Source organism: Methylococcales bacterium (assembly GCA_030949405.1).
Lineage (GTDB): Bacteria > Pseudomonadota > Gammaproteobacteria > Methylococcales > Methylomonadaceae > WTBX01.
The window spans coordinates 2,022,182-2,037,650 of sequence record JAUZSN010000002.1 but is presented as its reverse complement, the minus strand read 5'-3'; the positions used below and the strand labels follow the sequence as shown (position 1 = coordinate 2,037,650).

Here is a 15,469-nt window from a genome sequence, read left to right as displayed (position 1 = left end):
AGATGGTACCTACCTACTGAGGATAAGGGAGATATTGCTGCCAGTTGTATGATATTAATGGGGTAGGTAAAATAAAACCTAACAAGAGCGACAAGTTTTCTAGTTCCTACTCTCAGAGTGGGAATTCATAGGGTATTTGAAAAACAGGGTTGTTATCAATCAAAATGAAGTGGAATTCTCAGCGTTTGGTGCATGACGCTTCGCTTAAAACGGGACACTATGGAGCGAGGCTTAACCTCAACTTGTCCCGTCTTAAGTTAGTAGTCTATTGAGGATAAAGATTCGTTTATTTAAAACAGATTAAATTTATATTTTTAATTCATTTTTTAAAAAATCAACAATATCACTTAAAGGAATATCTTGATTCTCAGAGGCGGTTCTAGCACGGTATTCAACCATTTCAGCATCTAATCCACGATCGCCTAGCACTAAACGATGTGGAATTCCGATTAACTCCATATCTGAAAACATAAACCCAGCTCGTACCTTACGGTCATCAAAGAGAACATCAATTCCCGCCTCTAAAAGTTGCTGATATAATTTTTCAGCGGCTTCTTTTAAACGAACTGATTTATGCATATTCATCGGGCATAAGGCCACTTGAAAGGGAGCCAGCGCATTAGACCATAATATCCCTTTTTCATCATGACTTTGCTCAATCGCCGCTGCCACAATCCGTGAAACCCCAATACCATAACAGCCCATCATGAGGGTTTGATTTTTACCCGATTCATTAATAACCGCTGCATTCATGGCCTCACTGTATTTACTGCCTAACTGAAAAATATGTCCGACTTCAATGCCACGCGCAATCGTTAATTTTCCTTGATGATCTGGACTTAAATCCCCTGCAACCACTTGGCGCAAATCCTGAACCTGTTCAGGTAATTTTATATCGCGTTCCCAATTCACGTTTTTATAATGCTTGCCTTCCTGATTAGCCCCACAAACAAAGTTTGCCATTAAAGTCACACTACGATCTGCAATCATTGGCATGGCTAAATCAAAAATACCAAGGGAACCCGGTTTACAGCCACACGCCGCTATAATTTCTGCATCGGTCGCAAATTCTAATGGCGAAGCAACCCCTTTAATTTTTTCAGCTTTGAGGGTATTAAGCTCATGATCGCCACGCAACAATAAAGCAATTAACTGATTATCATCGGCTTTTACAATTAATGTTTTTAAACACTGTTGAGGAGAAATATTAAAAAATTGACTCACCTCATCAATCGTATGCTGGTTTGGGGTTACTATTAATTCTTTTTCTGCACTCGGTTCTGCTCGCTGACCTTCGGGTAATAAGGCTTCGGCTTTTTCAATATTGGCCGCATAATCACTTTCAGTTGAGAATGCAATCGCATCTTCTCCTGAATCCGCTAACACATGAAATTCATGTGAAATCGCCCCTCCAATTGAACCTGAATCCGCTATCACAGCACGAAATTTTAATCCCAGTCGATTAAAAATAGTACGGTAAGTTTGGTGCATAATATCATAAGTTTCTTGTAATGATTCTTGCGTTAAATGAAAGGAATACGCATCTTTCATAATAAATTCACGCGAACGCATAATTCCAAAACGTGGGCGAATTTCATCTCGAAATTTCGTTTGAATTTGGTAATAATTAACGGGAAGTTGTTTATAACTTCTTAATTCATGACGAGCAAAATCCGTAATAATTTCTTCGTGGGTCGGCCCTAAACAAAAATCACGTTGATGCCGATCTTTTAATCGAGCCAACTCAGGGCCGTAATGTTCCCAACGTCCTGTTTCTTGCCATAATTCAGCGGGTTGTAACGCGGGCATTAAAACTTCTAAAGCCCCTGCTTTTTCCATTTCTTCGCGGGTTATTTTTTCAACTTTGCGTAAAACTCGCAATCCTAGCGGTAGCCAGGTATAAAGTCCTGCGGCAAGTTTACGCACTAACCCTGCTCGAATCATCAGTTTATGGCTCGCGATTTCAGCATCGGCGGGGGTTTCTTTTACGGTACTTAGGGGGAACTGTGAGGTACGCATGATATTTTTTTAAGACGAAAGGTAAAAGTCAATAAATTGACTAAAGTTATAAGGAAACATAATAACGCATTTAAAATACGGATAATTAAATTTTATTGCCATCCTTCATTTAGCTCAAAAGTAGTTTACACTTTATTTTTACAAAATAATGTGGCGTAAAATAGCTTTAGCTATTGGACTCCAATTTAAACTGTAATCTGAAAAATGAAAGATGCCATTTTATTCGCTAATGACTTTCTTGAGCCATGACGATATAGGTTGAAATTCCAACCCCTATAAAAATGGGAATAAGTATTAACGGCGGAATTTTACTGTAAATCACATAGTCAATACCTGCAACCATCAGGGGTTGTAAATAAATAAACACCATTGATTGGCTAGGCGGTAAGTAGCTTAGAGCCTTAAAGCTCAGTAAATAGGTAAATGCCGTAGAAATTACAATCTCAAATATAATTTTAGCTAAATTAATATCTGAGGCCAGTGAATAATCCACCAGTGTCCAAAGTTTATCTATTTCTAAACACGATAGACCTAATCCACCCAAAAATAACATGCTAGCGGAAATAATGGGCGAGGGAAAGCCTGTTTTAACTAACATACGGGTGAGCATCGTGCCTGTACATAAGGTGATAACACTGGAAAAAATTAATAAATCGCCTGTTTTGGCCACGTCTAAATCATGTTTTGAGGTATAAAGCGTTAAGAAAAATAGGGTTGCAAACCCTATAATACTGCCCCCAATTTTTTTCCATGAGAAGGATTCAACCTTAAATGCCATTGCAATCAGTGCAGCAACAATAGGGATCATGTTCATAATAATTGAGGTGTTTAACGGCGTAGACCGCTTTAACCCATTGAGAAATAGGATTTGATTAATGAAATAACCAAAAAAAGCAATGGCGATCAGTAGGGTTAAACTACGAGGATTAAGATGGCCTTTAATTTGGCGAAAATAAATGGCATAAAGTAATAATCCTCCGAATACCCCGCGCATTCCACCTAAAACAATCGGTGAAATCGTTTGCAAAACATCTTTGGCAACAAAAAAATGGAGACAAAAAGTAAATGACACCGTAAAACTATATAAACTACCTAATAGTTTTTTATTATTGCTAATTTGAGTTAAGGTTATAGCCATCATTAAATCCTTGCTACAGTAAAGAATTAAGTTTTAATAGCCTCCAAAATTTACACTGCGGGGAGTTGACTCAATCCACTCTACGCAGGCTGGGCTACCAACTTAAGACAGGGCAAGTTACGATTAAGCCTCGCTCCGTAGTGTCCCATCTTAAGTTGGTAGCCGCAAACCGCCATAAAATATGACAACAAAAATTTCGGGGGGTATTAAATTCATATTCTTTAGGTTATTAAATTAATTCTTTTTCCATCTTTTGCCGATTGCAATGCCGCCGTAATAATTTGACAATTTATTTTCGCATCGGCCAAGGATAATGCGGGCGATTTTTTATTCAAAATACAGTCCACAAAATGCTCAACTTCTAATTGAAAATGATTCGCTTGGGGAAGTTGCTCTTCTTCAAGGTCACCGTGTTCTGTCCACCATGAAATCGTTGGAATTTCATTCGCTTTTGCCCACACGTTATGACATTTAATCCCACCTTTGGTCCCAATAATTTCATATTCTGCTCGCCGTGCGCGTTCAAAACTAAAATCAAAGTGAGCATATCGCCCATCACCATAATCAATGAGACCACTGCTGCTCATATCTGCCCCACTCTCGGCATATTTCGCAAGGGCGGTAACGGCTAAGGGTTTATGATTAGCAAAGGGCTGACGCGCGGTATGAATGGCATAACAGCCTATATCCCACATGGCTCCCCCACCATTATTAATAGTTTCAGCCAGACGATATAACCGCGCGGGCTGCATCATGAATGAAAAACAGCCACGAACGGAGCGAACATCACCGATAACGCCCGAATCAATCAGTTCCTTGACTTTTAAATGTTGTGGATGGAAACGATACATAAAGCCTTCCATAACCGTAACATTCTGTTTTTTAGCCGCACGCTCAATGGCCTCTATATCGGCTGTTTTAAGGGCGATGGGCTTTTCACAGAGTACATGCTTGCCTGCGTCAATAGCCCGTAATGTCCATTCCGCATGAGATTTATTATCTAAAGGAATATAAACCGCATCGATTGTTTCATCGTTCAATAACGCGTCACGTTGTGGGTAAATACGCACCTCTTTTTGTTCAGGCGCGTAGTTTTCTAAGGTTTTCGCCGCAGCCCCAGGTCGTTGACTCGCTATCGCAACTAATTGACTTTGATTCGCGGCAACGATCGCAGGCATGAGTTGTTGATTAATGCGTGCCGCCCCTAAAATACCCCAACGAATGTGTTTTTTTTCAGTCATAAGATTTTATTTTAATTACGTTATTTTTCAGAACCTAAGTACGGTTAATACCTAAAAATCGACCGACAAAGGCAAACCACTTATTAAAACCAATCGTAACCAGAACAAAGCCCAGCATTAATATCCCCTCTTCTATGATGGTTTCGATAAGGTCAACCATTTCCATGACCCCATAATTAATGATTTCATCACTTAAATCCAACAACAATCCTGTTGCAATACAAATAAAACCAAATAAAATTAAGTTCCAACTGCCTCCTGAAAGTTCGGGGTATTTTTTCCCTGATCGCCATAAAATAAAAACCAAGCTAAAAACTAAAGTCATTTTTATACTTTCAAAAATCAAATCAACAAGATCTATATCTTCTAAGAACATAGATTCCTCCTTAAGAATTAAAATAATAAATAATGTTAGAAAAATCGTTAGACTTAATTTTTTTCTTTAAAACGAAATAACCGTCATTCTAAAAATTAAGTGTTTGCAAAATGTAGCGAGCTAAATAAGTGGCTATCAACGTAAGACAGGACACGTTGAGGTTAAGCCGTTCGTGCTGAGCGTGTCGAAGTATGAACGGCTTAACCGTCTGCCCTTCGACTAGGCTCAGGACGAACGATTAAGCCTCGCTCCACAGTGTCCCATCTTAAGTTGGTAGCCCATAAGTTAAGCTTGAGATTAATACTGCTTACTCACTAAAAAAATACAGGCCGCATGATTTTGAGATCTGCATTTTATTTCTTTAACATGTACATTTTGCTTTGTTTTGATTAATCCTAAAATAAGACCTGTTAGAAAATCACATTGGGGCGTAGTAACGGTTGAACTATCAATCCCCATACAGAACGGACAGACAGACACATGCAATTCATTATCAATAATTTTAGCTAAAGCAAACGGTGAAATAACGGGAAGAACTATTTTTTTAAGTGCTTTTGTAATTGAACCGTCAATTCTAACTAATTTGTAATGATTTAGGGCTATTTTTTTACCAACCATTTCACCAACTTCATGAAGAATTTCCGCTTTATTTTCTTCACCATTTTCATCCAGTTTTTTTGCATAATCATTCAAATATCCGATAACATTCGGGTATTTTTGAACAATATTATTACCAATACTAAGTAAAAGATCCTTATTTTTTAAGTCTGTTTTTAAAACTTCATGAACTTGCTCAATCATCCGTAATTCTTGAATTAAATCATTCGTTATTTTATCCGTTAATTCGTCTCTGTTATAGGACAAAGACAAAATAAGGTGATAATGCTTATCGGATTTAGAGTTTTCTTTTGAACGTTCAACAATGGTAAAATCTTTTTCCATAACCAGTAACGTAATTCTTGCTAGAATCCCTACGGCATCCGTGTCTATTAAAAAATTTAAAGTTATTTTCATGAAGTTTCAATATGCAGTTGCTCATATTTTAAAATAATATAACGCGCACTTTTCGAGCCTGTTAAATGTCCATCCGTCATAATCAAAAGTCGGGGCTGTCCGTTCCAAATAATTTCTGTGAGACCTTCAGCCTCTTCAAACCCTGTTAACCCTTTAACGGTAACGCGTTGTGTGGTATTTTTTTCTGGTTTCCATAACCATAAATTAAATTCAATACCCTGACTTTTACCCACAGGACCACTAATAACTAGATAGCCGTTTAAACGGGCAATATAGTTAAGGCTACGTACCGTTTCCCCGTCTAGGTTTAAAAGATGAATTTGCGGTGAAACCTGTGGCTTCATTTGTGAATTAAAGGTTTCATTAATATTATCTAGCGTTAGCACAATCGCCTTATTATCCTTTAAGGGCGCGCGTAATCCTAACAGTAATTTATCTTGTGTTGGGTTTAAGCTTAAGCCTTCGATATTAAACCCCTGTTTTGACTTGCTATTTTTTTCTTCTAAGGCCGCGACTAAAAATTCATGTTGGTCTGCAATGGCTTCTTTCAAGGTTTTAATAACAAGGGGAGCCACAATAGTTTGCCCTTCAATTTTAAATCGAACCAATTTTTCCCGACTTTTCTTTCGTTCACCGCTCCCTGTAAAAGAATGTGACGTGATCGCGTATAAATAGCCCTGAGCATCGCGATCAATCCCTTCAAGATCGGCTAGTTTTCTAAAATCCTCATGTTCACTTCCTGTTAGAAATTGTTTATGGGGATAAAGTGGGGTCGCTGTGAATTCCCCTTGATCATCTAAAGTTAAAAGATCAAAGGGATGTTCTTTTTCATCATTGACGGTTAAAAAACGGCCATCCGCTAATTGCTGCACACCTGAGGCTTCTTTAACCGCATTTAATGATCTAAATGCGTTGAAAGTTGGGTAGGCTGTTTCTGGTTGAATGACTTCAACCGCCTCAGCAACGTCAACCCCCTTAATTTCTTTCATAATTGAGTTCATGTTTAAGGAAATATAAACAACAAAAAATAAACTGATGCTTGCGGCTAATCCGCTTATAAAAATATTATAGGAAAGACGTAATAGTTTAAATTTTCTGACTAAGCCGATGCCTAAACCATGAGTATGTTGGGCAATATGGAGATAGGTTAATTTTCTATCTTTCATAATTTTACTCACAACTTTAAGGTAACTTTTTTCAGATAAAGAAATAAAATGCCCAAAAAATAAAATATTGGCTTTGCCTGTAAAAAAATCTTTTTTAGAGACATCAAGGCTACTGCTAATCGTTGGTCGGGCGGCTCGAATCGCTAAAAACATCGCAATCAAACTGGTAATCAGCAAAATACCCACGGGTAATAATAGGTAAGGATTAGAATTAAAAATAATCCCCCCACTTGCAATAACAACAGATAAAATAAGCCCATTGATTGAAATCATAATATTAGCTTTATTATCCGCCAATGCGGTGAGTGCTAATTGAGTTCGGCAAGAACTCCTAAACATCGTTTCAACACCACGGACACTGCCTTTTTCTTTAAATTTAGAGCTTTTTTCTTTCGCTTTTTTTTCTTTGTTTTTTTTGCTGTCTTTTTTAATTTTTTTCTTTTTCTTTTTCTTTTTCTTTTTCTTTTTCTTTTTCTTTTTTTTAGGTTCTTCTATCTCGTTATCAACCTTAGGTTCACACGAATCTAGGTCAAGTTCCTCTTCTGGTGTAATAACAGGCGTTTGTTTTTTAATAAGTGATGATTCGATCATGAGCTAAAAACCTAGTAAAGTAATTTTTTTGATTTTAGCATATTTTTTATGAGACAAAAGTTGAGGAATTCTCTTTTTGTGATACGAATTTTAACTTTAAAGCCGCATCCTGCATCTCATGTAAAAATATCGACATTTTTTTAAGGGTTAATCGGCGAAAAAAACGTGTTTATAACGCCTAATAAACGCTTTCTATTTTCAATACTTCGGACAGTTTTAAAAAAGATAGCGTTCTTAATTCTATAAGGCATTCATTTTAAAGGGTTTTATATTTACGAGATGTGTTGGTAAATTCTTTTTTAAATCAATGGGTTACAAAAACTGTCCGAACTATTGTATTTTGCTACGATGGTTTTTAGGCCACGCATTAAGAACTGATTTAACGACTGTGGCAAGGGGAATTGCAAAAAATACGCCCCAAAAACCCCAAAGCCCCCCAAAAAATAAAATGGCAATAATGATTGATACAGGATGCAAATTAACCGCCTCTGAGAATAATAAGGGAACTAAAACAACGCCGTCTATGGCCTGAATAATGGAGTAGGCAATAATAATATAAATAAAGGCATCATTCGTTATTCCCCACTGAGCATACGCGACCCCCAAAACGGGAAAGGTCACCAGTGTCGCCCCGACATAGGGAATAATAACGGAAAGCCCCATTAAGACAGCAAGTAGCATTGCATAATTCAAATTCATTGCTGAAAAAGTAGCATAGCTTGCAGCCCATAAAAGAAAAACCTCTACAAACTTCCCACGAACATAGTTAGCAATTTGGATGTCAACTTCTTTCCATACTTTGGTCGTTAAATAGCGATCTTTGGGAGTAAACTGTAAGAACCATTCCACTAATATCGTTTTATCTTTTAGAAAGAAAAAAACCATCAAAGGAACTAGAAATAAATAAACCATCGCGGAGACAAGGCTAACGACTGAAGCCGCCGATCCTGAAATAATTTCTTGTCCATATTGAAGCAATTCATTTTGTATTGAGACCATTATCTTTTTAACGCTTTCTTCGGTCATTAGTTGCGGGTATATTTGGGGCAAGCGCATAATTTCAGCTTGCATACTCTTCAGCATATCAGGAATACGCTGAACTAATTGAATGGTCTGGGAAAAAACCATAGGCATTAGAACAAATATAAAAAAACCTAGAATGGTTAAAAAGGATGAAAAAATGGTGTAAACCGCCAGTAAACGAGATATTTTTTTCTTCTCGGCTTTTACCACTAAGCCATTTAATAAATAAGCAATAACAACAGATGCAAAAACAGGCATCAGTAAATCGGCTAAACAGTAAATTAATAAAAAGCCAGAAAGCAAAATAACCGCTAAAGCGGCTATTTGTGAATTTGGTAAAAATCGCTGCACGCGTTGACTAATAAAATGAAAACTTGAGGTATACGATGGCGTTGTCATAAGTATAAAGGATGTTTCCAAATGAATGAGCGAACGTTAATGACTCTACAAATAACGGCTTAATTTGCTTATTATATCGACCCTCATACGTTAAGGACGATAGATAAAAAATATTTAGGGCTAAGTGACCTTTAACGTTGGGTATTTATCTATCTTAAGCGTTAGGGCTATTTACTAAATTTTCGTTTTTGAATCGGTTTAGTCGATTTAGTTTGTTTACCTGTTTGTTTACCTATTTGTTTACCCGTTTGTTTTTTTGAATGTTTAGAACTAGGTTCAGACCTATCTTTAACAGGGACGCGCTGACTTTTAGGTTGCCATTGCGGTCTTTGTTGTTTTTCAGGTTCCATCGCAACAAATTCCATTAATACCGCTAATTCCTTTGCATTTAATTCATAATGCGAATGCGCTCTAACTCGTTCAGGTAAAATAGCCGGCCCATACCGCACGCGCATTAAACGACTCACGGTCACGTCTTGAGACTCCCATAAACGTCGCACTAAACGGTTACGCCCTTCTTTAACAACAACGTGATACCATTTATTAGCCCCTTCGCCCGCAAAGAATTTTATATCTTCAAAATGAGCCTCACCATCCTCTAATTCAACGCCTAATTTCAGACGATTCATCATCTCATCATTCACATTTCCTAAAATTCTAACGGCATATTCACGTTCAATTTCGGTCGAGGGGTGCATTAAACGATTGGCTAATTCACCGTTATTGGTGACTAAAATCAGCCCCGAGGTATTAATGTCTAAACGCCCAACCGCAATCCAGCGACCCATTTGTAATTTAGGCAGTTGCGTAAAAATAACGGGGCGACCTTCAGGATCACGACGTGTTACTACCTCGCCTGTTGGCTTATGATAAACCAATACACGAGTAGGCTGTTGTGCAAATTTTTCCCAATGAACAATGCGCCCTTTGATATGTAAAACGTCCCCTTCCGTTAATGATTGCCCTAAAGTGGCCTTTACATGATTAATGGCTATCAGCCCCTCTTTTATCCAACGTTCAACTTCACGTCGTGATCCCAATCCTCCCCGTGCTAAAACTTTTTGAACACGCTCCCCTGCTTTAATGGCTTCGGAAGAATTTACTTTTAATTCGGGTGACTTATTTTTATGTGTTTGGGGCATTTTTTTAGGATGGCTACTCACTGTTATCCTTTAAGGTTGTTTCAGAGGCGATCATCGCGTTATCCCTTTCTTATCATTTTTCAAGGAAAGGGTCATTATCTAAGCGATGAACTATTAAAATAATTTTTGTTGTCTAAAGTGCAGGACGACTATGAACATCGTTACGTCCTATCATATCAATCCATTCTCGTTCCAGCAAAGTATTGATGATTTGCAAGGAAGCACGCGTCCTTGTATAACTTGGCTACCCACTTAAGACGAGACACGTTAAGGTTAAGCCTCACTTCATCGTGTCCCGTCTTAGTTGGTAACCTATAACGTCAATTTCACTACAGTCAACCCATTGTGACTATTGAATCGGTACTAAAAACGATAACCTATGGCCCATTGTTTTAATTCCATTCGTGGGAAGGCGTTATAATTTCATTTTTATTTTATGGGAAAACATAGCCAACGTTGGGTGTTTTTTTAGACGTTCGAGTTTGTTTCGGTCGCTGATTCGCCTTCGCTTTATATCGTTTATTAATCAATGGCTGGCAGTTTAAAGAACGGCCTATACAGGGTTTTATCGGTGAATAGGGTTGATAAGGATAATAATATTTATTTTTAGGGGTTGCCAACGCTTTATCGATGTTTAGTTGCTGTTTTTGCTGCTCTAATTGTTGTTTCTGTAATTCTAAAGCCTGTTGCTGAATTAATAGTTGTTGGTGTCTAATCCTTTCTGCCTTCTTTTCAGTGGCTAATTGCTGTTGTTTTAGTTTTCGACTTAACGATTGATTATACGCATCCACTTCTTCTTTATATACATTTTCCAATTGATGTTTTTTTGCATAGCGTCGGGCTAACGTCGTATCTCCTAAATAAATTAGGCGGTTCAGAGCGGCTCTTTTTCGTTTTAACGCACTGACTTTCAGCTCTTTTTTGGTTGCTTGATGAATTAATTTCCCTTTCATTTTTCCACACGGCTTATCCGTAAAAATAACCTTTTCTTTGTTATTAATGCATTTATAGATAGAGCCAGCCCCCGTTGTTTCGGCTGAAATCAAGAGGGCTATCATTATTAATGTCTGATATTTCATCCTAATATCCCCCATTAAAAACAGGATAGTTATCAATTCAAGTCAGCGTAAACACGATGCGTTACCTTTTAGGAAACCGTTAAGCCCCTTATTGGTCTATTTTTTTGAATCAGTAGGCGGGGTTTTAACCACCAAAGACTTTTTACTCAGATGATTTTTTTTCCATAATCCTGCGGTCGAAAAACATTCCCAGCCCCATTTCAACCAGTTAAGCAAGGAAACAGCAAGCCATAACGACCATATTAACATTAATAACCGATAAACCATGAGAGGAACACTAATTACTCGACTGGTCGGTAATATTTCGGCGCTTCGGTCTTGATACCATTTTAACGTGTAAGTACTGGAATGATTCCCCACAATTTGCATATCAGGCGATCCCAATAAACCCTGTTTAACCGCCATAAATAATAAAATCAATGAAATTAAGGTTAATCCCGCTAATCCTACTTGTACGCCATTAAAAAAAGCATCACTTTTAAACTCATGTTTTTTTGCCCTAATGCCTAATGCAATCAGCCAACCCACAACAACTAAGGCTGCCGCAACAGGAATTTGACTCAAGCCAATTAACAATAAAAACCATTGCCAATGTTTTAGGGGAGTCCATTCAATTTTACCCAATCCAAATGAGATGGCCACAATAACAAATAAAACCCCCCAAAATAAAATAGCGGGTCCAAAATGAGGCCCTGTTGTTAATAAGACCCAGCGATCGGACCCTAAATAAATTTCAATATGATTATTAACACTGTCTAGGCCAATATTTATTTTAGGAGAACTAAAAATAGTTTTTAGCCCTGTATTTTGTTGCCAATTTATTTGGATGCGTTGCTTTCCAGGTTTGATCGGTAACGTCAGTTTCTGCCCTTTTTGACGTATGGGTTGACTCACATTATTAATTAATACCGACTGTAAAACCACTTTTTTAGGTAACGTAAGCGTATGTTGAGTTCCTTTAGAACTCCGCAGGTTTAACGTTAAACTGGTTTCTTGTGTTCGTTGACCGGGTTTCAAAACAAGCCGACTACTATCGATTGTTAACGTTCGCCCCTTAATAGATTCAGGTCGAATAACGCTAAAACTAACACGTTCACCAGGCCAAGGTCGCCATTCAGGTAACCAATGCCCCTGTTGGTCTTGATGATGAACAACCGCAATTCCTTCTGTTTTTAAATGCCAAATGGGACTCACATCTAGTTGCCAAACTTCCGTCCATTTTGAAGTATTTGTAGCGTTTAGCTCAATAGTCGCTGATTTATCCAAAATAGATTCCCATGTAAAAGACGAGGCGTTAACCGACATATTGACTTGTACGTTATCATCTTTAACCCGAATATCAGGCGTTATTACCGACTCCCCTTTCAATAACGGGAAGGCTAAAACCACTGCCACATCACTTTTGACGACACGAGTAATATGGGTTTTTAATCGCCAATCTAATCCCAACTCCAAAGTTCGTTCAACACGAATAAAAGGCGGTAATACGCCTTGCTCAAGAGCTTGTATTTCAGTGGGCTTCAGTGTATTTTTAATCTGGTTAAATTGTAATTGATCTTCTGCAATCCCATGTTCATGGACACCACTCACGGTCCAGCCATCAGTCATCAAGGTAACATGATGGGGCTTTAAAGGCAGCGGTAAGGTAAATTTTGAGTGCAGTGGAACGACCCCTGAAAGCTCAACTTGATGAATCCCTTTTGTTAAATTTAACCATAACGCGCCATTGTTATCACGTAATAAAGCCGTTGCTATTTCCTTATTAACGGTGACTTGATTGGGAAACCATTGTTTATAATTTGCAGGAAGTGGAATGGCGACTGTTTCTAAAACATGAACCTCTAATTGAATAATAATTTTTTCATTATTAATCGTCAGTTTCATTACCGCAATTTCTGCACAATCAGGCACACAATCGGCGGCTTCCATAAGTCGCTCTTTTAATTCATCTAACAACGTTTGTTCAGGGTAATCGGGTTGATTAGCCGCGATCACCTCATTAGTTGGAAAGGCGGTTAAGACAAACAAGCACAGCAATAAAGTTGTCGATGAGTCTCTAAATTTAAAACTAAATTTTTTAATTAAACCAAACATTAAAAGGCTTAAAATAGAGACGACAATCGCACGAATAAAGTTTAAGACTAAGGTTAAAGATGGAGGCAATAACCAAAGATTAAGTTGCTGCTCACTATCGACCGAGCCATTCCATGATAATTCGATTTTATTCCAATGCCATTGCGGAGCCCCTAATCCTGTTTGTACACTTGCATTGGGGTCAATGCGATTAAAATTAACCGATTTTTTAGCATAGCTGTAATTATTTTGATGACGACTCGCACTTGATAATAACCGTTCTTTCTTCGACTTTACTTTTTGTTCGAGCTTGGGTGCTGAGGCGATTAAATTATCATCTGCTTCATAAATACCCCTAGCCCTTGATTCTTCAACTGCTTCATTTTGATCCATTGAGCTAAGTTGCGGCATTTTTTGATGACTTTGTTCGGTAATTTGTTTCCACGGTTTTTCCAGTTGTGGGTAAATAGCCGTCCTTACTTGAGCGATTAAAAAAGGAATCGTAATAATGATCAATACAACCCAGCACCCGTTACGATAAAGTCGAACAAACGATAGAAAAATACCCGTGGGTAATACTTTAATTAAGGCAATGGCCGTAATAATATTAAGCCATATATATTGGGGAGCCTCTGTTTCATGCCAAATTAACACTAAGGTTAATAACGCAAAAATTCCCCACGGTAAACTCCATAAACGGCTAATGGCAAGCGAGGCGATTAAGACTAAAAATAAATCCAACAACGTCCAGCGAGAAATCCAACTATTAGGTACATTATCAACCCCAGTCGCTGCTAATAAACGCCAACCGGGCGGGAGATTTAATTCAGTACTGACATGATGAAACGTTTGCTGCCAACCCACCGCACTAAGATGATTAATATCCCCTGTGAACCGACTGTCCGCCTTTAACTTTAAACTGCCTTTTCTAACCTCAACCCCTTGTTGTTTTGAGCCTTTTAGTTGCGTAATTAATTGGTTTTGACTATTTAACTTGACTTGCCCTAATTGAGTTTCCGCTAAGGCTTCTAATCGCCAACCATTGGTCATTTTTCCATTAATTTTATCTTGAATGGTATAGCCTTGGCCGTTAAAATCAAGCCATAACTCGCGTCTTAATTGGAGTTTATTGGGTTCAGGTTCAGGATCACCACGCTGGATAACATTAAATTTCATCACCTCGCCTTGATTTATCTGATAAGCAGGGAGTTTTTTCCAGGCAGCGGGTAAGTTTGTTTGGCTAGGATCAATCGGTACTACGTTTTGAACTTCAACAACCCGTTGATAAGGTTGTGCGTTAAATACCCAAATTTCACTCGCAGGCCAACTTTTATCTTCAATCGCTAACGCTAATTCCTTTAAGGGTTTAGGGTAACGCGAATGGAGTTCAATATGCCAACGACCCGGCCGAACTTGTACCGATAACTGGCCATCCGCTTCAATTCTAGCGGGTAAACCACTTTTTAAATCGGTCGGAATAAAATCAGCTAATAACGCATAAGGTAATTTAATTTCACGCTCTACACCCGAAACATCTAATTCCATATACGTAATTAATTGCAAAGGAACCTCATCATTCACTTGCCTAAAAATTTGCACATCTAATTTATTTTGAATATTTTTAGTTTTTTTTTGTCCTCGATCACTTTCTTTCAACCAAACTGAATTTTTTTTAATCGCAGGGTAAGCAATCCGTTTATCATTAATGGTTAAGGTGATTAAGCCACTGTTAGCGGGGATATTTAAATTTTCAGGAATAGCATCCCATAATAACTCACCTTTAAGGGTATAAGCACCCGAAGAAAGTTTAATCATAGGTTTGCCGTCGTGCTTTATCACCTGCACTTTCTTATCATTAGCCGTCACATTTACGGGCCAATGCTTATCACTCCCAGGAAGAGTCACCCAACTTTCTTTGTAAACTTTCCAATCGCTTGAAAATTTTCCTTGATGCGAGCCTAAGACTAACGCTAATTCCGTTGGCCAAGCACACCGTTTTTCTTGATAGCGGTCGTTTAAAAAAGGACACTTATAATCTACTTCATCTAACAGCACCCAGTCAACCCAAGGCTTTAAGGGGGCTGGAACTTTATCAATGGTTAAGATAGTAGCTTGTGTAAGGGGAGAAAATAATAGTAATAATAAAAATAAATGATTAATTAGTTTCATAACTAATTCCTGACAAAAAAAGTGATGTGATTTTTTTCA

10 protein-coding genes are annotated in these 15,469 nt (G+C 37.9%); all 10 read right to left on the bottom strand.

Going from position 1 to position 15,469, the window contains the following annotated elements; all coding sequences use genetic code 11:
• Nucleotides 1-306: 306 nt before the first annotated feature.
• The 10 genes from Q9M50_10505 to Q9M50_10460 all read right to left on the bottom strand — a co-directional run bounded on the left by Q9M50_10505 (nucleotide 307) and on the right by Q9M50_10460 (nucleotide 15,430).
• On the bottom strand, nucleotides 307-2,019 hold the full coding sequence (locus tag Q9M50_10505; GenBank protein ID MDQ7091056.1) for a proline--tRNA ligase: 1,713 nt from the start codon (nucleotides 2,017-2,019) through the stop codon (nucleotides 307-309).
• A 226-nt stretch (nucleotides 2,020-2,245) separates the two neighbouring features.
• The gene (locus Q9M50_10500; protein ID MDQ7091055.1) at nucleotides 2,246-3,157 is read right to left on the bottom strand and encodes a DMT family transporter; all 912 of its coding nucleotides are present in this window, start codon (nucleotides 3,155-3,157) and stop codon (nucleotides 2,246-2,248) included.
• A 221-nt stretch (nucleotides 3,158-3,378) separates the two neighbouring features.
• Nucleotides 3,379-4,398 carry a Gfo/Idh/MocA family oxidoreductase gene (locus Q9M50_10495; GenBank protein ID MDQ7091054.1) on the bottom strand — a complete coding sequence of 340 codons (1,020 nt, stop codon included), beginning with the start codon at nucleotides 4,396-4,398 and terminating at the stop codon, nucleotides 3,379-3,381.
• A 34-nt stretch (nucleotides 4,399-4,432) separates the two neighbouring features.
• Nucleotides 4,433-4,774, bottom strand: a complete 342-nt coding sequence (locus Q9M50_10490; GenBank protein ID MDQ7091053.1) for a hypothetical protein — start codon at nucleotides 4,772-4,774, stop codon at nucleotides 4,433-4,435.
• A 297-nt stretch (nucleotides 4,775-5,071) separates the two neighbouring features.
• Nucleotides 5,072-5,788 (bottom strand): V4R domain-containing protein, encoded by a 717-nt coding sequence (locus Q9M50_10485; GenBank protein MDQ7091052.1) that lies wholly within the window; start codon nucleotides 5,786-5,788, stop codon nucleotides 5,072-5,074.
• A complete protein-coding gene (locus tag Q9M50_10480; GenBank protein MDQ7091051.1) occupies nucleotides 5,785-7,545 on the bottom strand; it encodes a DUF3616 domain-containing protein in 1,761 nt (586 codons plus the stop codon). Before Q9M50_10480 ends, Q9M50_10485 begins: the two co-directional genes overlap by 4 nt.
• Nucleotides 7,546-7,875: 330 nt before the next feature.
• Entirely contained in the window at nucleotides 7,876-8,967 is a 1,092-nt protein-coding gene (locus Q9M50_10475; protein ID MDQ7091050.1) for an AI-2E family transporter, read from the bottom strand.
• A gap of 167 nt (nucleotides 8,968-9,134) precedes the next feature.
• The gene (locus Q9M50_10470; GenBank protein ID MDQ7091049.1) at nucleotides 9,135-10,109 is read right to left on the bottom strand and encodes a pseudouridine synthase; all 975 of its coding nucleotides are present in this window, start codon (nucleotides 10,107-10,109) and stop codon (nucleotides 9,135-9,137) included.
• 434 nt (nucleotides 10,110-10,543) lie between these two features.
• Nucleotides 10,544-11,167 carry a hypothetical protein gene (locus Q9M50_10465; GenBank protein MDQ7091048.1) on the bottom strand — a complete coding sequence of 208 codons (624 nt, stop codon included), beginning with the start codon at nucleotides 11,165-11,167 and terminating at the stop codon, nucleotides 10,544-10,546.
• Nucleotides 11,168-11,284: 117 nt separating this feature from the next.
• Complete coding sequence (locus Q9M50_10460; protein ID MDQ7091047.1) at nucleotides 11,285-15,430, bottom strand: hypothetical protein; 4,146 nt, start codon at nucleotides 15,428-15,430, stop codon at nucleotides 11,285-11,287.
• Nucleotides 15,431-15,469 lie beyond the last annotated feature (39 nt).

Excerpts from the sequence above, each read along its gene's own strand:
- Q9M50_10475 (MDQ7091050.1), bottom strand. The coding sequence starts at position 8,967 with ATGACAACGCCATCGTATACCTCAAGTTTTCATTTTATTAGTCAACGC.
- Q9M50_10495 (MDQ7091054.1), bottom strand. The coding sequence starts at position 4,398 with ATGACTGAAAAAAAACACATTCGTTGGGGTATTTTAGGGGCGGCACGC.
- Q9M50_10500 (MDQ7091055.1), bottom strand. The coding sequence starts at position 3,157 with ATGGCTATAACCTTAACTCAAATTAGCAATAATAAAAAACTATTAGGT.
- Q9M50_10480 (MDQ7091051.1), bottom strand. The coding sequence starts at position 7,545 with ATGATCGAATCATCACTTATTAAAAAACAAACGCCTGTTATTACACCA.
- Q9M50_10505 (MDQ7091056.1), bottom strand. The coding sequence starts at position 2,019 with ATGCGTACCTCACAGTTCCCCCTAAGTACCGTAAAAGAAACCCCCGCC.
- Q9M50_10490 (MDQ7091053.1), bottom strand. The coding sequence starts at position 4,774 with ATGTTCTTAGAAGATATAGATCTTGTTGATTTGATTTTTGAAAGTATA.
- Q9M50_10470 (MDQ7091049.1), bottom strand. The coding sequence starts at position 10,109 with ATGCCCCAAACACATAAAAATAAGTCACCCGAATTAAAAGTAAATTCT.
- Q9M50_10460 (MDQ7091047.1), bottom strand. The coding sequence starts at position 15,430 with ATGAAACTAATTAATCATTTATTTTTATTATTACTATTATTTTCTCCC.
- Q9M50_10485 (MDQ7091052.1), bottom strand. The coding sequence starts at position 5,788 with ATGAAAATAACTTTAAATTTTTTAATAGACACGGATGCCGTAGGGATT.
- Q9M50_10465 (MDQ7091048.1), bottom strand. The coding sequence starts at position 11,167 with ATGATAGCCCTCTTGATTTCAGCCGAAACAACGGGGGCTGGCTCTATC.